Source organism: Streptomyces hilarionis (assembly GCF_024539675.1).
In the GTDB taxonomy this organism is placed as follows: Bacteria; Actinomycetota; Actinomycetes; order Streptomycetales; family Streptomycetaceae; genus Streptomyces; species Streptomyces hilarionis.
This window is the reverse complement of the sequence record NZ_JAHHIT010000113.1, coordinates 16,420-31,316: the sequence shown is the minus strand read 5'-3', so window position 1 is coordinate 31,316 and position 14,897 is coordinate 16,420. Positions and strand designations below refer to the sequence as shown.

The following is a 14,897-nucleotide window of genomic DNA, read 5'->3' as shown; positions in this document are numbered from 1 at the left end:
GGAGGGTGCGGGAGCGGGGGCGAGGGGCCGGTGGGATCCGTGGGGCCAGGGCTCCCACGGCGCGTCGTTCGGTGGTGACGTCCCGGTAGTCGGGGCGGGGCCGACCCGAGTTCCCGCCTGCCGAAGTGACCCGCGTCACACGTGTCGGTCTGGGATGCTGGCCGCATGGCAACTCCCCCTCCCCGCGCCCCGCTCGCCGAACGGGTCGAGGAACTCCTCGCCCCCGGCGGCCCCTTGCCCATCGTCGCGGCCGGCGATCCCGTCCTGCGGGCGGGCGCCGCACGCTACGACGGCGAGCTCGGGCCGGACCTCCTGGACCGGTTCGTCGAGGCCCTGCGCGTGACCATGCTCGCGGCGCCCGGGGTGGGTCTCGCCGCGCCTCAGGTCGGGGTGGGCCTGCGGATCGCGGTGATCGAGGATCCCGCGCCGGTGCCGGACGAGGTGCGGCTGGCCCGCGGCCGGGTGCCCCAGCCGTTCCGGGTGCTGGTCAACCCGGCGTACGAGCAGGCCGGTTCGGAGCGCGCCGCCTTCTTCGAGGGCTGCCTGAGCGTGCCGGGCTACCAGGCGGTGGTGGCCCGGCCCGCTCAGGTGCGGCTGACCGGCGAGGACGAGCGGGGGCGGCCCCTGGACGAGGTGTTCACCGGCTGGCCGGCCCGCATCGTCCAGCACGAGACGGACCACCTCGACGGCCTGCTCTACCTGGACCGCGCCGAACTGCGCTCCCTGTCGTCGAACCGGACGGTGCTGGAGCGCTGGGCCCAGCCGACCCCGGCCGGGGCGGCGAAGGCGTTGGACTTCCCGCTGCCGTAGGCGACTTCATCCCGCTCGGCCGAGGCGGGGCGCAGGCCGCCGGCCCGGCCGGTGCCGAAGACGGGCCGGCGGTGCGTCAGTTGTCGCGGAAGGCCTCCAGCAGGCGCAGCCACACCTCGCTGATCGTCGGGTAGGACGGGACCGCGTGCCAGAGCCGGGCGATCGGGACCTGACCGACGACGGCGACGGTCGCGGAGTGGATGAGCTCGCCGACGCCGGGGCCGACGAAGGTGACGCCGCGCAGGATCTCCCGCTCCAGGTCGACGATCATCCGGGCACGGCCCCGGTAGCCCTCGGCGTACAGACCCGCGCCGGCCACCGACGACATGTCGACGTCCACGGCCCGCACCCGGTGTCCGGCCGCCTCCGCCTCGGCCAGGGACAGGCCGACGGACGCCGCCTCCGGGTCGGTGAACACGACCTGGGGGACGCACTCGTGGTCGGCGGTGGCCGCGTGGGCGCTCCACGGGTCGGCCTGGTCCAGGGAGGTTCCCGCGGCACGGGCGGCGATGGCGGCGCCCGCGATCCGCGCCTGGTACTTGCCCTGGTGGGTGAGGAGGGCGCGGTGGTTGACGTCGCCGACCGCGTACAGCCAGTCCGTGCCGTCGACGCGCAGACTGTCGTCGACGGCGAGCCAGGAGCCGGGCTCCAGGCCGACCGTCTCCAGGCCGATGTCGTCGGTGCGGGGGGCTCGTCCGACGGCGAAGAGGATCTCGTCGGCCTCGATGCGCTCGCCGCTGTCGGTGACGACCACGACGACGCCGTCCGCGCGCGTCACGGACGCCACCGAGGTGCCGGTGCGCACGTCCGCGCCGGCCTCGGTGAGCGCCTCGGCGACCAGTTCGCCCGCGAACGGCTCCATGCGGTCGAGCAGCCCCTTGCCGCGCACCAGGAGGGTGACCTGCGAGCCCAGGGCCTGCCAGGCGGTGGCCATCTCGGTGGCGACCACTCCCCCGCCGACCACGACGAGCCGGCCGGGCGCGGACTGGGCGCTGGTCGCCTCCCGGCTCGTCCAGGGCCGGACGTCGGCGAGGCCGGGCAGGGCGGGCAGCGCGGCGCGGGTGCCGGTGGCGACGACGACGGCGTGGCGGGCCGTGAGCGTCCGGTCGCCGACGCTCACCGTGCGCGGGCCGGTCAGTCGGCCCTGGCCCCGGTAGAGGTCGGCGCCGATGCTCTCGATCCAGTCGACCTGGCCGTCGTCGGTCCAGTCGCCGGTGTACCAGTTGCGGCGGGCGAGGACCGCCGCGGTGTCCAGGGGACCCTGCACGGCCTGGCGCAGGCCGGGCAGGCGGCGGGCGTCGGCGCGGGCGATGACCGGGCGCAGCAGGGCCTTGCTGGGCATGCAGGCCCAGTACGAGCACTCGCCGCCGACCAGTTCGCTCTCCACGACCGCGGTGGTGAGACCGGCGGCGCGGGTGCGGTCGGCGACGTTCTCCCCCACGGGCCCGGCCCCGAGCACCACCACGTCGTACAGGTTGGTTTCCGTTTCCGTCATGGGGTCAGTCTGGTGGGTGGTGTGCGGGGTGGCCACACGGGTAGGGGCGCGGAATACGCGAGCGGCCGCCGGCGTTGCCGCGGACGTCTTCACCCCATGTCAGGGAGTGCCTGGCAGGAAGCACCGGGAAGAAGGATTCAGGTCATGAGCAGCACCGTGGAGCTCACCAAGGAGAACTTCGACCAGACGGTCACCGACAACGAGTTCGTCCTGATCGACTTCTGGGCGTCGTGGTGCGGGCCGTGCCGTCAGTTCGCCCCGGTCTACGACAAGGCCGCCGAGGAGAACCCGGACCTGGTGTTCGGCAAGGTGGACACCGAGGCGCAGCCGGAGCTGGCCGCCGCCTTCGGCATCCAGTCGGTCCCGACGCTGATGATCGTGCGGGACCGGGTCGCGGTGTTCGCCCAGCCGGGCGCGCTGCCCGAGGCCGCCCTCAAGGACGTCATCGGGCAGGCGCGCGAGCTGGACATGGACGAGGTCCGCCGGTCGATCGAGGAGCAGCAGGCCAAGGGCGAGGCCGACGGCTCCCCCGCCGCCCAGGGCGAGTGAGGTACGCGGTGTCCGCGTGAGCCCCGGCTCGTCCTAGAAGGGGTACGGCGCCACGTCGCCGCGCACCGTCGTCCAGCGCACGTCGGTGAAGGCCTCCAGGTTGGCCTCGCCGCCGAAGCGGGCGCCGGTGCCGGAGGCCGCCACCCCGCCGAAGGGCGCCACGGCCTCGTCGTTGACGGTCTGGTCGTTGATGTGGACGATGCCGGTCGGGACGCGCTCGGCCAGGTCCAGGCCGCGGGCGGCGTCGCGGGTGACGATGCCGAGCGAGAGGCCGTAGGAGCTGCGCGCGGCCAGTGCCGCCGCCTCGTCCGCGGTGGTGAAGGGACGTACCGGGGCCACCGGGCCGAAGACCTCCTCCGCGTAGGCGGGGGTGTCGTCGTCCACGCCGGCGAGGACCGTCGGGCGGTAGAAGAGGCTGTCGTGGGTGCCGCCCGCGGCGAGCTTGGCGCCGGCGCCCGTGCTGGCCTCCACCAGGCCGTGCACCTTGGCGAGTTGGCCGTCGTCGATGAGCGGCCCGAGGTGGACCTGCGCGCGGTGCGGGTCGCCGACGGCGAGGGCGTCGGCCTTGGCCGCGAGGCGTTCGACGTACTCCTCGTACAGGGAGGCGTGCACCAGGTGGCGGCCGGTGGTCATGCAGATCTGGCCCTGGTGGAAGAACGAGCCCCAGGCGGCCGTGGAGATCACGGCGTCGAGGTCGGCGTCCTCCAGGACGATCAGGGCGGAGTTGCCGCCGAGTTCGAGGTGGGCGCGCTTGAGGTGGCGTCCGGCGGCCTCGCCGACCGCGCGGCCGGCCGCGGTGGAGCCGGTGAAGGAGATGACGGGCACGCGGGGGTCGGCGACCAGGGCCGCGCCGGTCTCGGCGCCGCCCGGCAGGACGTGCAGCAGGCCGTCGGGCAGGCCCGCCTCGGCGAAGACCGCGGCCAGGGACAGCCCGCCGCACACGGCCGTGCGCGGGTCCGGCTTGAGGACGACCGCGTTGCCGAGCGCGAGCGCGGGCGCGACGGAGCGGATGGACAGGATCAGCGGGGCGTTGAACGGGGAGATCACGCCCACCACGCCGACGGGCACGCGCCGGGTGTAGGACAACCGGGGCGCCTCGCTGGGCAGGACCTGTCCGGCCGGACGTGAGGCCAGGGCGGCGGCCTCGTAGCACTCCTGGGCGGCGACGTGCAGTTCGAAGTCGGCCTTGCCGGCGATCGAGCCGGACTCGCGGACGAGCCACTCGCGCAGCTCCCCGGCGTGCGCGGCGAACAGGTCGCCGGCCTTGCGCAGCACGCCGGCGCGCACGAAGTGCGGGAGGCGGGCCCACTCCGACTGGGCGGCGCGGGCGGCCTCGGCGGCCGGACCGACGTCCGCGCCGCTCGCCAGGACGACCGTGCCGAGCGGGTCGCCGGTGGCGGGCTCGGTGACGGTGTACCGGGGGCCCGACAGGGTGCGGGGCTGCCAGTTCTGGGGGTCGAGCAACGGCATGGGGGCTCTCCGATCGGTGACCCGCGGGACTCGCCGCTCTCACGGGGAGGAGGGGAAGTCCCGTGCAGGTGGCCGCCAGTTCGGCGGCGGCATGGCGGGACGCGGTGTTCCTGGGCGGCCGGACGAGCCGCACCCGGGAGCGCACGCATCCCCATCTGGTTGAGCATGCAACATCTTAGTCGCTTCAGGGAAGACTCGGGGTCTCCCGACGCACGCGACCCGGGTACCCACGGTACGCGCAGGCGCCGCCCGACGCGCTCCCGGCCCGGCGGACCCGCACGTCCGCGCTCGCGGCCAACTCGCTTGTCCTGGAGGGTACTTGGCGCATCCGGCGGGGCACGGCCGCAGGCCCCGTCGAGGCCTTGCGGGGTTCAGCTGGAGTCGCGGTGCACGACCGTCGCGCCGAACGGCTCGTGCGACTCGGGGGCGGCGGCGGGGTTGCGGACGGCCCGGTCCACGAGCGAGGCGAGGTAACGGCCCGAGGGCAGAGCGATCCGCACGGTGCTGAGCCGGGGCCGCAGCAGCTGCCCCAGCACGAGGTCGTCGGCGCCGATGACGGAGACGTCCTGGGGCACGCGCACGCCCGCCTCCTGCAAGGCGCGCATGAGCAGCATCGCGTACTCGTCGTTGTAGGCGAACACGGCGTCCAGCCCCAGGGCGGACCAGCGGGCGGCGAGGGCGGCCGCGGACTCCTCCCGGTAGGCGAGGGACAGCTCGGTCACCGTGGCCGGCGTGCCGGCCAGGGCCTCGCGGGCGCCCTGGAGGCGGGGCGCGGAGAACACCTCCATGCCCTGCTCCTCGGGAACGACCACGCCGATCCGACGGCGGCCCCGCGCGCAGAGGTGGGCGACGGCGCTGCGGCCGACGTCTGCGTAGTCCAGGCGCAGCGCGTGGGCGCCCTCGACGGGCTCGGGGCTGAGGGTCACCACGGCGCGCGCGCCGGAGCGCTTGAGGACGGCGACCCCTTCCGGACCGATGCCCGGAGTGGGCACGAGGACGGCGACGGGCCGCAGCTCGGCCCAGGCCCGGGCCGCGTCGTCGCCGCGCAGCCCCGTGGCGCCGTACTGGACGACGGTGTAGTCGAGGCGGGTGAGCGCCCCCTGGAAGTCGTGCACGAACCGGCTGTAGAGCGGACCGGCCGGAACGGGCAGCGTGGGCATGAGGACGACTCGGCTGTGTCCGGCGCGCAGGGTGCGGGCGGCCGCGTGGGGCACGTACCCGAGTTCCTCGGCCGCCTGCCGGACCCGACGACGGGTGGGCTCGCTGATGCGCACGGCGCTGGCGTTGTTCAGGACGTAGGAGACGGTCGCGCGCGAGACGCCGGCCAGGCGGGCCACGTCGGCGCTCGTGGGCACGGGGCGCGGGGCCGGCGACTTCGTCGGCGCGGGCGTGTTCGGTATCTGCACCATGACGTACGGCATCTTGGCAGAAGGCGTGGCGGTGGTCGGGGGCGGGGGACGTCTCAGCCGACGATCCGTCAACGAACATGTTCGTCACGTACTTGTTCGCAACGAACATGTTCGTTATCGTCGGGTCATGACAGCACGTCCCGACACCCCCCGCAGCCGTCGTGAGCGTCCGGCCAAGCCCGCCCTGACCAGGGAGGGCATCGTGGCCGCCGCCGTGGCGGTGCTGCGCGCCGAAGGTCTGCGCAAGGTCACCATGCGCCGCCTCGCCGAGGAGCTGGACACCGGCCCGGCCTCGCTCTACGTCTACGTCCGCAACACCGCCGAGCTGCACGCGGCCGTGCTCGACGAACTCCTCGGCACGGTCGGCCCGGCCGCCGCCGGGGGCACCTGGCGCGAGCGGCTGGAGGAGGTGCTCACCGGCTACACCGCGATGCTCCTGGAGCATCCGGACCTCGCCCGCTCGGCGCTCACCGCCCGGCCCAGCGGGCCGCACTACCTGAACCTGATCGAGACCCTGCTGGCACTGCTCGAAGAGGGCGGCACGCCCGCCGAGCAGGCCGCGTGGGGCGTCGACCTGCTGCTCCAGCACGCCACCGCGACGGCCGCCGAACACGCCGACGAGGCCTCCGAGGACGACTGGGACGCCCTGCGGCACGCGGTGCGCGAGGCGTCCGAGCACACCCACCCGCGCATCGCGGCCCTGGCCGGCCCCCTGCTGTCGGGGCCCCCTGAGGCCCGGCTGTCCTGGGGGATCAGAGCCGTCGTCGCCGGCGTCGAGCGCACCGCCGTACCCGACCGACCCACGAAGGAGACCTCACCGTGACGCACCACCCCATAGCCCTCGTCGGCGCCGGACTCGGCGGCCTCACCCTCGCCAGGGTGCTGAGCGCGCACGGCGTCGAGGCGGCCGTCCTCGACCTCGACGCCTCCCCCACCGCCCGGGCCCAGGGCGGAATGCTGGACATCCACGAGGACTCCGGCCAAGCGGCCCTGCGGGCCGCCGGACTGCACGAGGAGTTCCGGGCGCTGGTCCTGCCCGGCGGCGAGGCCGTGCGGGTCCTCGACCGGGACGCCGTGGTCCGTCACGCCGAGGCCGACGACGGCGCCGGTGGCCGGCCCGAGGTCGACCGGGGCGCCCTGCGCGATCTGCTGCTCGGCTCCCTGCCCGAGGGGACGGTCCGCTGGGGCGCCAAGGTCACGGGCGCACGCGCCCTGGGCGGCGGCCGCCACGAGGTGTCCCTCGCCGACGGGACCGCCTTCACCACCGACCTGCTGGTCGGCGCCGACGGCGCCTGGTCGCGCATCCGGCCGCTGCTGTCCGCCGCCCGGCCCGCGTACACGGGCGTGTCGTTCGTCGAGGCGGACCTGCCGGACGCCGACGCACGCCACCCGGCGAGCGCCGAGGTCGTCGGCGGCGGGCTGCTCTTCGCGCTCGGCCCCGGCAGGGGCTTCCTCGCCCACCGGGAGGCCGACGGCGGTCTGCACGTCTACGCCGCGCTGCGGGTCGCCGAGGACTGGGCCGACGGCGTGGACTTCACCGACCTCGACACGGCGAAGGCGTACGTGCTGCATCACTTCACGGACTGGGACGAGAGCCTGCGGGCGCTGGTCGCCGACGCTCCCGGGCCGTTGATCCCGCGCCCGATCCACGCCCTGCCGGTCGGCCACCGCTGGGAGCGCGTGCCCGGGGTCACCCTGCTCGGCGACGCCGCCCACCTGATGTCACCGTTCGCGGGCGAGGGCGCCAACCTCGCGATGCTGGACGGCGCCGAGCTGGGCCGGGCCCTCGTGGAGCGTCCCGGCGAGCGCGAGGCGGCGCTGGCGGCGTACGAGGAGCGGCTGTTCCCCCGTAGCACGGCGGCGGCGGCCGAGTCCGCCGCCAACAGCACGGCCCTGTTCGCCGAGGACGCGCCGGGGCCGGTCGTCGACCTGTTCGCGGCTCACGCCTGACCCGGCGGCATCGCAGGGCTCACACCCGACCCGGCGACTCCGTTCGCGGCGTACCCGCGTCAGAGCCCGCCAGCCGGTCGATCAGCTCGTGCCAGCCCGCCTCCAGCCGGGCCGGCGGCATGGCCGACTGCCGGGTGAGGTGGTGCACGAGGACCGGGCTGAGGTACCCCATCAGCGCGTGGGCGAGCAGCTCGGCGTCCGCGCCGGGCACGGCCTGGCGCAGCAGCATCGTCAGGTGGGCGAGGTGGACGCGGCGCGGCGGCACGGAGTACCGGCGCTCGGCCCCCGGCTCGGCCGCCAGTTGCAGGTCGAGCTCGTCGACGGAGCGGCGCAGCATGGCGATCCCGAAGGCCCGCAGCCTCTCCACCGGCGGCGCGCCGGGCCCCAGCGGCGGGGGGCCGCTCAGGAAGGCGGCCTGGAAGTTGCGCTCGGAGTGGTCCAGGAGGGCGTTGAGCAGCCCGGTGCGGTCACCGAAGCGGCGGAACACCGTGCCCTTGCCGACCTGGGCCGCGCTCGCCACGGCGTCCATCGTGACCCCGGCCGCGCCGTGCTCGGCGATCAGCCGGGCGGCGGCGTCCAGGAGCCGGGCCCGGTTGCGGGCCGCGTCGGCGCGCAGGCACGGCTCGTCGTCGAACGCTCCGAGGGACAGCAGCTCGGACGCGCCGGCGGTCTCCTCGGGCTCCGGACAGGGGGGCAGAACGGCGGACATGAACTCAGCGTAAAGCACCGGGAATGAAACTGGACCGCGGTCCGTTTGGAGTGCTAGAAAATAACCGGACCCCGGTCCGTATATGTGACGACCATGTTTCAGCCCCTGTTCCAGCCTCTGGGAGTACCCATGTCTGTCCGCATCCTCGCGCTCGTCGGCAGCCTCCGCGCCGGTTCGACCAACCGCCAGCTCGCCGAGGCGGCCGTCAAGGTCGCTCCCGAGGGCGCCGAGGTCGACCTCTTCGAAGGCCTGGCGGAGATCCCCTTCTACAACGAGGACCTCGATGTGGAGGGCAGCGTCCCGGCCGCCGCCGCCAAGCTGCGCGCCGCCGCCCAGGCCGCCGACGCGTTCCTGCTCTTCTCCCCCGAGTACAACGGCACCATCCCCGCCGTCCTGAAGAACGCCATCGACTGGCTGTCGCGCCCCTACGGCGCCGGCGCCTTCGGCGGCAAGCCCGTCGCCGTGGTCGGCACCGCGTTCGGCCAGTTCGGCGGCGTGTGGGCCCAGGACGAGGCCCGCAAGGCCGTCGGCATCGCCGGCGGCAAGGTGATCGAGGACCTCAAGCTCTCCATCCCCGGCTCCCTGACCCGCTTCGCCGAGACCCACCCGGTGGACGACGCCGAGGTCGCCGCGCAGCTGACCGAGGTCGTCGCCCGTCTGCACGGCCACGCGGGCGAGGCCGCGGCCGCCTGAGTCCCGTCCCGCACCGCGGGAGAGCGAGCGCGGCGGGGCCCGGAGGATTTACCGGGCCCCGCTGTGCCGTACCGCGCGCCGTCTCCCCGGGCGGGGAGCCCGCGCCGGCCCCGCCCCACCGCGCCGGCGCCTCCCGCGGTGCGTGCGCGGACGTCACGGCCGTCGGGTGAGGGTCGGGCAAAAGTCGTGGAAGCCACGCACCGCGCGCCTCCCCGTCTGATAGGGCTGGGAGGATGCAGACCCTCTATCGACGACTGCTGGCCCTGATGCCCCGCATCGGCGTCCAGGTGACCGACCTCGGGCCGGGGACGGCGGTGGTCGCCCGACGCGGCCGCCCCTACAGGGCCACCGGCGCGGGCCGGGACACCTGGGTGCTGCGGCGGACCAGGGACGGCGAAGACCCCGGCCGGGACGACGGCGAGGCCGTGCGGCTGGGCGACACCGGCGCCGTCCTCCTGATGGACGCCCCCGAACGGCGCGACGAGCGCAAGGTGCAGCTGGCGGCCGCCGAGTACCTGTGCACCCAGCACGTCACCGCGATGCTGGAGCTGTACGGGGTGAACTGCGTCTTCGACGTCGGCGCCAACACGGGCCAGTACGCCAAGCGGCTGCGCACGCTGGGCTACAGCGGGCGGATCGTGTCCTTCGAGCCCACGTCCGAGACGTTCGCCCGGCTGGAGAAGGCGGCCGCGGACGATCCCGCGTGGCAGGTGTACCAGTGCGGTCTGGGCCGCGAGGAGACCACGGCCGAGATCCACACCGGCTGGAAGACGATGAACTCCCTGCTGTCCGCCAGCGACTACGGCAAGGGCCGCTACAGCCGCTTCGCCCAGGGCGCCACCGAGGAGATCCGCGTCCGCCGGCTGGCGGACGTCATGGACGAGGCGCTGGAGGGCATCGCCGAACCGCGCCCCTTCCTCAAGATGGACACCCAGGGCTACGACCTGGAGGTGTTCGCCGGGGGCGGGGAGCGGATCGCGCAGTTCGTGGGGATGCAGTCCGAGGTCGCCGTGCTCAAGCTGTACGAGGGCAGCCCGGGCATGGGCGAGGCCGTGGCCGCGTACGAGGCGGCGGGCTTCGGCATCACCGGGATGTACCCGGTGACGCGCGAGGCGACGACCGGTCGCGTGATCGAGTTCGACTGCGTGATGATGCGCGCCGACGCGGCGCCTACGCCGTAGAGCCCTCGCCCGGCGCTCCGGCCTCCGGCCTCTTCGCCGCCCACGGGCCGGTGCGGGCCGTGACCGCGAGGACGCACACGATGAAGCCGGGGGAGAAGGCGATGCCGATCTGCGGCACGTCCGCCCCCGTTCACCGGCCGGCCTCCTGAAGCCCTACGGGGGTGAACAGCAGGTCATGTCCTGGCAAGCCCGGGACCCGGGTCCCGTGTCACCCGCCGGATGGCGGGCAGGTTCCGCCGTACGGCGGCGTCCGGGAAGGCGGCCGGCAGACCGACCATGAACGGCACGAGCCGCCGCACATCCGCGTTCCGTGTGAGGAGTAGCCCCATGACGTCCCAGCCGCCGCCGTTCGACCCCGAACTCGCCGCCGCCCTCGAGCTCATCAAGGACATGATCCAGCCGGGACTGTCCATGGAGGACGTCGAGGCCGTCCGCCGGGGACCGGGCATCGAACTGCTCGCCCAGCTCGACCTGACCGCCGGCGGGGCCTTCGAGGCCGAGGACCGCACGGTTCCCGGACCCGAGGGCGCTCCCGAGATCTCCCTGCTGATCTGCCGTCCGACCGCGCCGGCCCCGGACCGGCCCCGCCCGGTCGTCTACCACGTGCACGGCGGCGGCATGGTCCTCGGCGACCGGCGGGTCGGCGTGGACGTGATCCTCGACTGGGCGCGCGAGCTCGACATGGTGGTGGTATCCGTCGAGTACCGGCTGGCTCCCGAGCACCCGCATCCCGCGCCGGTGGAGGACGTGTACGCGGGTCTGCTGTGGACGGCCGAGCACGCCAAGGAACTCGGCGCGGACCCGGATCGGATCGTCATCGCCGGCGCGAGCGCGGGCGGCGGCCTCACCGCGGCCCTCGCCCTCATGCTGCGCGACCGCCGGGGACCGCGCCCCCTCGGTCAGCTGCTGATGTGCCCGATGCTGGACGACCGCAACGACACCCCCTCCAGCCACCAGATGGCCGGAGTCGGCGTCTGGGACCGCACCGCGAACGAGACCGGGTGGACGGCCCTGCTCGGCGAGCGGCGCGGCGGACCGGACGTCTCCCCGTACGCGGCACCGGCCCGCGCCGAGGACCTGTCCGGCCTGCCCCCGGCCTTCCTCGACGTGGGCTCCGCGGAGACCTTCCGGGACGAGGTCGTCGCCTACGCCTCCCGCATCTGGCAGGCCGGCGGGGTCGCCGAACTGCACGTCTGGCCGGGCGGCTTCCACGGGTTCGACGGCTTCGTGCCGCAGGCCGCGCTGTCGAGGTCGGCGCGGGCCGCCCACCTGGACTGGCTGCGCCGCCTGCTCGCCGAGTAGCCCGCACCGCCCGGCGGAACACCGGGTTCGCGCAGGGGGCCGGGCGCGGGCCTCCGGATGCGGGGCCGCGTGGCGCATCATGGCCGTATGAAAGAGCTGGCCGGGCGGCTGACCGCACTGGATCCCGACGCCGGGGCGGCCGTGCGGGTCATCGCCTACTTCGACCGGCTGGCCGAGTCGCGGGCCGGGGTGGAGGCGCTGGTGCGCGGGGCCGCGGTCCTGTCCGGGGCGCCCGCGCGGCTGGTCGACCCCGACCGGCTGGTGCGCGTCCGGGTGGAGCCGGACGGCACACGCCGCGACACCGACCTCCCGCCGGACCCGGCCTGGCCCTGCGCGGCGCTGACGCCGGGCGGCGCCCCGGCCCTGTGGCTGGAGCGCGCCGGCGCGCGGCCGAGCGTCGTGGACTCCGTGATCCTGGAGCGGGCGGCCGGCGCGGCACGCCTCGTCCTCGACCGCACCCGTGGCCGGGCGCCGCTGGACGATCCCGCGCTGGTCGAGACCCTCCTCGACGCCACGGCCGCCGAACCGGCCCGCCTGCACGCCGCCCGCCGCCTCGGCCTCGACAACGCCGCCCCCTTCCGCGCCGTGGCCGTGCCCGACGGCCCGCCCCGGGTGCTGCCCGCCGACGCCGGGGCCGACGTCCCCGCCGGCCGGGCCGGCATCGGGCCCGCCGTCCCCGTGCCGGACCTGCCGCGCTCCTGGGCCGCCGCCCGCACCGCGCTCAGGTTCGCCGCGGAGGGCACCGCCCAGGACCCCGGCCCGCGGATCGTGCACGCCGACGGGCTCGGCGGCCTCGCCCTGCTGGCCGACCTCGTCGTCCCCGGGGCCGAACCCCCGCCGGACGTCCGGGCGGTCGAGGCCGCCGCCGCGGACGCGCCCTGGCTGCTCGCCACCCTCCACGCCGTCACCGCGACCGCGAGCCTGCGGGCGGCCGCGGCCGAGGCGAACGTCCACCACTCCACACTCCAGGACCGGCTGGTCCACGCCGAGCATCTGCTGGGGTGGCCGGTGCGCACTCCCCAGGGCCGGCTGCGGCTGCATCTCGCCCTGACGATGCGGCGGTTGGCCCGCTCATAGCGGGCGTCGCGGATGACGCCCCCTCGGCCGGGTCCGCCGGACCGGGCGCACGGCCGCCTCGCCCGTTCACACCGTCCCTACAGCCGCCGGATAGACTCGGCCCCCCGTTCGAACGGATCATCGTCCAAGGGGTACGCCGTGTCCGATCGCGCTCCCGTCCGCACCCTTGCGAGGGTCGTCCGCGGGAGCCGGCCGACGCCCGCCCTCCTCGCCCACACGACGTTCTTCGTCGTGGTCGGCGCCGGGCTGCTGCGGCTCGTGCGGCTGGGGTCGGAGGTGTGCTGGGAGATCGTCGGCGTCAGCGGGCTGCTGGCGCTGGTGTACACGGGCGGCCTGGCCGCCGGGGACCGGCTGGGCCGGGTCGGCGGGCGGCTGTGGATCGCGGCGCTGGTGGCGCTGTGGACGGGTCTGGTCTGGCTCACCCCCTACCCGCTCACGGGGGCCTACGTGTGGGGCGCCCTGCCGCTGGCCTGTGCGGCGCTCAGGGTGCTCGGGCGGCGGGCGGCCGTGGTGGCGGTCGCCGCCCTCACCGTCGTCCTGGCCGGTCAGCTCACGCGCAGCGCGGGCGGGTTCGATCCGGAGATCGTGCTGATCCCGGTGGCCGTCGTGTGGGGGACGCTCGCCCTCTACCGCTCCCAGCAGCGCTCGGCCGCCGAACGGCTGCGCCTGGTCGAGGAGTTGCGCGGCGCCCGCGACGTGCTCGCCCGGCAGCAACGGCAGGCCGGGGTGCTGGCCGAGCGGGCCAGGATCGCCCGCGACCTGCACGACACGCTGGCCCAGGAGCTTGCCGGCGGCGTCATGCTGCTCCAGGCCGCGCAGCGGGACTGGGACGCGCGCCCGGAGGCGGCGCGCGCCCGGGTACGGGCGGTCGCCGACGGGCTGCACGCCAATCTCGCCGAGACCCGCAGGATCATCCGCGACCTGACGCCGGCCGCCGTCGACGAGGCCGGCCTGGAGGACGCCCTGCGGCTGCTGTGCGCCCGCGCCGAGGCGGAGGGCGCCGCGGCCCGGGTGCGGTTCCACGCCGTCGGCGCCCGCCGGGCGGCCCTCGACGGGCAGACGGCGGCGGCCCTGTTCCGGGTCGCGCAGAGCACGCTGGCCAATGTGCGCGAGCACGCCCGCGCGGTGAACGTGCAGGTCACGCTGGAGGCTTTGGCGGACCGCGTGGAACTCGAAGTGCGCGACGACGGCGCCGGGTTCGTGACCGGCCGCCCCGGCGCGCCGTCGCGGGCCGCCCGGGGGCTGGGGCTGCCCGCGGCCCGGGCACGGTTGCGCGAGTGCGGCGGCGAGCTGGAGGTGGGCAGTGCGCCCGGGCGGGGCACACGCGTGCGCGCGTCGGTGCCCGTCGCCCCGGCGCTGCGGCCCGCGGGGACGCCGAGTGCGGCGGCCGCCCGGTGAGCGGCGCCGCGTTGCGGCTGCTCGTCGCGGACGACCACGCCGTCGTACGGGCCGGGTTGTGCGCCCTGCTGGAGGGCGAGCCGGATCTGCGGGTGGCGGCGGAGGCGGAGTCCGGTGAGGAGGCCGTCCGGCTCGCCGAGCGGCTGACGCCGGACGTGGTCCTGATGGATCTGCGGTTCGGCGGCGGGGGCCGGTCCGCGATCGACGGGGTCGAGGCGGTGCGCCGGCTGGCGGCCTCGGCGCCGTCGGTCGCGGTGGTGATGCTGACGAGTTACTCGGGCCGGGCCGACGTGGTGCGCGCGCTGGAGGCGGGCGCCCGGGGCTACGTGCTGAAGGCGGGACCGCCGCAGGAGCTGTTCCGGGCGGTGCGGGGCGCCGCCGCCGGTGCGCTCGGGCTCGCGCCGGAGGTGGTGGGCGAACTGGTGGCCCAGGGACCGTCCGTCGAGCGGGAGTTGACCGGGCGGGAGCGGGAGGTGGTGCGGTTGCTGGCCGACGGCCTGAGCAACCGGTCCATCGCCGAGACGCTGTTCCTCAGCGAGGCCACCGTCAAGACGCATCTCGTGCGGGTCTACCGGAAACTGGGCGCGGACAACCGCGCGGCGGCGGTGTCGGAGGCCGTGCGCAGGGGACTGCTGGACCTCGCACAGGACTGACCTCGCGCCGGACCGGGGGCCATGCCCGTGGTCCGGGCCGGCCCCGGGCACGGCGGTCCGGAGCGGGTACCGGGCACGGCGGTCCTGGACAGTGCCGGCGCGCTCGTCTCAGACCCCCGCCTCCTCGGCGGGCGCCGCGGCCCGGGCCGTCCCCGGCCCGGCGGCCCCGTCCCCGCCGGCACGACGGTCGCCTCCGCCCCC

At 75.6% G+C, this 14,897-nt stretch carries 15 protein-coding genes; 10 read left to right on the top strand and 5 right to left on the bottom strand.

Translation table 11 applies throughout. The features are described 5' to 3' along the window. The first annotated feature begins 165 nt into the window (after positions 1-165). Positions 166-810 (top strand): peptide deformylase, encoded by a 645-nt coding sequence (locus KMS84_RS26010; protein ID WP_256918880.1) that lies wholly within the window; start codon positions 166-168, stop codon positions 808-810. Positions 811-886: 76 nt separating this feature from the next. Here KMS84_RS26010 and KMS84_RS26005 read toward each other — a convergent pair whose 3' ends face one another. Next, a complete protein-coding gene (locus KMS84_RS26005; protein ID WP_256918879.1) occupies positions 887-2,305 on the bottom strand; it encodes a dihydrolipoyl dehydrogenase family protein in 1,419 nt (472 codons plus the stop codon). Positions 2,306-2,449: 144 nt separating this feature from the next. Here KMS84_RS26005 and trxA point away from each other — a divergent pair, with 144 nt between their 5' ends. Next, positions 2,450-2,854 carry a thioredoxin gene (trxA, locus tag KMS84_RS26000; RefSeq protein WP_256918878.1) on the top strand — a complete coding sequence of 135 codons (405 nt, stop codon included), beginning with the start codon at positions 2,450-2,452 and terminating at the stop codon, positions 2,852-2,854. A 33-nt stretch (positions 2,855-2,887) separates the two neighbouring features. Here the strand turns inward: trxA and KMS84_RS25995 are convergent, their stop codons facing one another. Both KMS84_RS25995 and KMS84_RS25990 read right to left on the bottom strand, forming a co-directional pair. Further along, positions 2,888-4,324 carry an aldehyde dehydrogenase family protein gene (locus KMS84_RS25995; RefSeq protein WP_256918877.1) on the bottom strand — a complete coding sequence of 479 codons (1,437 nt, stop codon included), beginning with the start codon at positions 4,322-4,324 and terminating at the stop codon, positions 2,888-2,890. Between the two features lie 371 nt (positions 4,325-4,695). Beyond that, complete coding sequence (locus KMS84_RS25990; protein ID WP_256918876.1) at positions 4,696-5,733, bottom strand: LacI family DNA-binding transcriptional regulator; 1,038 nt, start codon at positions 5,731-5,733, stop codon at positions 4,696-4,698. Positions 5,734-5,860: 127 nt separating this feature from the next. Between KMS84_RS25990 and KMS84_RS25985 the strand changes: the two genes are divergently transcribed. Continuing rightward, on the top strand, positions 5,861-6,556 hold the full coding sequence (locus tag KMS84_RS25985; RefSeq protein ID WP_256918875.1) for a TetR/AcrR family transcriptional regulator: 696 nt from the start codon (positions 5,861-5,863) through the stop codon (positions 6,554-6,556). Beyond that, entirely contained in the window at positions 6,553-7,683 is a 1,131-nt protein-coding gene (locus KMS84_RS25980) for an FAD-dependent oxidoreductase (protein WP_256918874.1), read from the top strand. Before KMS84_RS25985 ends, KMS84_RS25980 begins: the two co-directional genes overlap by 4 nt. 19 nt (positions 7,684-7,702) lie before the next feature. On the opposite strand, the gene KMS84_RS25975 is transcribed toward KMS84_RS25980, so the two are convergent. After that, the gene (locus KMS84_RS25975) at positions 7,703-8,392 is read right to left on the bottom strand and encodes a TetR/AcrR family transcriptional regulator (RefSeq protein WP_256918873.1); all 690 of its coding nucleotides are present in this window, start codon (positions 8,390-8,392) and stop codon (positions 7,703-7,705) included. A gap of 129 nt (positions 8,393-8,521) precedes the next feature. On the opposite strand from KMS84_RS25975, the gene KMS84_RS25970 reads away from it, so the two are divergent. Continuing rightward, the gene (locus tag KMS84_RS25970) at positions 8,522-9,085 is read left to right on the top strand and encodes an NAD(P)H-dependent oxidoreductase (protein WP_256918872.1); all 564 of its coding nucleotides are present in this window, start codon (positions 8,522-8,524) and stop codon (positions 9,083-9,085) included. A gap of 233 nt (positions 9,086-9,318) precedes the next feature. After that, complete coding sequence (locus KMS84_RS25965; RefSeq protein WP_256918871.1) at positions 9,319-10,266, top strand: FkbM family methyltransferase; 948 nt, start codon at positions 9,319-9,321, stop codon at positions 10,264-10,266. On the opposite strand, the gene KMS84_RS25960 is transcribed toward KMS84_RS25965, so the two are convergent. Continuing rightward, complete coding sequence (locus tag KMS84_RS25960; protein ID WP_256918870.1) at positions 10,256-10,384, bottom strand: hypothetical protein; 129 nt, start codon at positions 10,382-10,384, stop codon at positions 10,256-10,258. The genes KMS84_RS25965 and KMS84_RS25960 overlap by 11 nt on opposite strands. A gap of 209 nt (positions 10,385-10,593) precedes the next feature. Here KMS84_RS25960 and KMS84_RS25955 point away from each other — a divergent pair, with 209 nt between their 5' ends. The 4 genes from KMS84_RS25955 (at position 10,594) to KMS84_RS25940 (ending at position 14,696) form a co-directional block, all read left to right on the top strand. Next, complete coding sequence (locus KMS84_RS25955) at positions 10,594-11,568, top strand: alpha/beta hydrolase (protein ID WP_256918869.1); 975 nt, start codon at positions 10,594-10,596, stop codon at positions 11,566-11,568. Positions 11,569-11,655: 87 nt separating this feature from the next. Then, positions 11,656-12,645, top strand: a complete 990-nt coding sequence (locus tag KMS84_RS25950; protein WP_256918868.1) for a helix-turn-helix domain-containing protein — start codon at positions 11,656-11,658, stop codon at positions 12,643-12,645. 138 nt (positions 12,646-12,783) lie between these two features. Beyond that, positions 12,784-14,043: a sensor histidine kinase gene (locus tag KMS84_RS25945; protein ID WP_256918867.1), complete on the top strand. Its 1,260-nt coding sequence runs from the start codon at positions 12,784-12,786 to the stop codon at positions 14,041-14,043. Beyond that, positions 14,040-14,696, top strand: coding sequence for a response regulator (locus KMS84_RS25940; protein ID WP_256918866.1), 657 nt, complete (start codon positions 14,040-14,042; stop codon positions 14,694-14,696). The genes KMS84_RS25945 and KMS84_RS25940 overlap by 4 nt, the downstream gene beginning before the upstream one ends. Positions 14,697-14,897: the final 201 nt, after the last annotated feature.

Bases quoted from the DNA above. Each gene is read 5' to 3' on its own strand.
- KMS84_RS26010 (WP_256918880.1), top strand. From the start codon at position 166: ATGGCAACTCCCCCTCCCCGCGCCCCGCTCGCCGAACGGGTCGAGGAA.
- KMS84_RS26005 (WP_256918879.1), bottom strand. From the start codon at position 2,305: ATGACGGAAACGGAAACCAACCTGTACGACGTGGTGGTGCTCGGGGCC.
- trxA (WP_256918878.1), top strand. From the start codon at position 2,450: ATGAGCAGCACCGTGGAGCTCACCAAGGAGAACTTCGACCAGACGGTC.
- KMS84_RS25995 (WP_256918877.1), bottom strand. From the start codon at position 4,324: ATGCCGTTGCTCGACCCCCAGAACTGGCAGCCCCGCACCCTGTCGGGC.
- KMS84_RS25990 (WP_256918876.1), bottom strand. From the start codon at position 5,733: ATGGTGCAGATACCGAACACGCCCGCGCCGACGAAGTCGCCGGCCCCG.
- KMS84_RS25985 (WP_256918875.1), top strand. From the start codon at position 5,861: ATGACAGCACGTCCCGACACCCCCCGCAGCCGTCGTGAGCGTCCGGCC.
- KMS84_RS25975 (WP_256918873.1), bottom strand. From the start codon at position 8,392: ATGTCCGCCGTTCTGCCCCCCTGTCCGGAGCCCGAGGAGACCGCCGGC.
- KMS84_RS25970 (WP_256918872.1), top strand. From the start codon at position 8,522: ATGTCTGTCCGCATCCTCGCGCTCGTCGGCAGCCTCCGCGCCGGTTCG.
- KMS84_RS25965 (WP_256918871.1), top strand. From the start codon at position 9,319: ATGCAGACCCTCTATCGACGACTGCTGGCCCTGATGCCCCGCATCGGC.
- KMS84_RS25955 (WP_256918869.1), top strand. From the start codon at position 10,594: ATGACGTCCCAGCCGCCGCCGTTCGACCCCGAACTCGCCGCCGCCCTC.
- KMS84_RS25950 (WP_256918868.1), top strand. From the start codon at position 11,656: ATGAAAGAGCTGGCCGGGCGGCTGACCGCACTGGATCCCGACGCCGGG.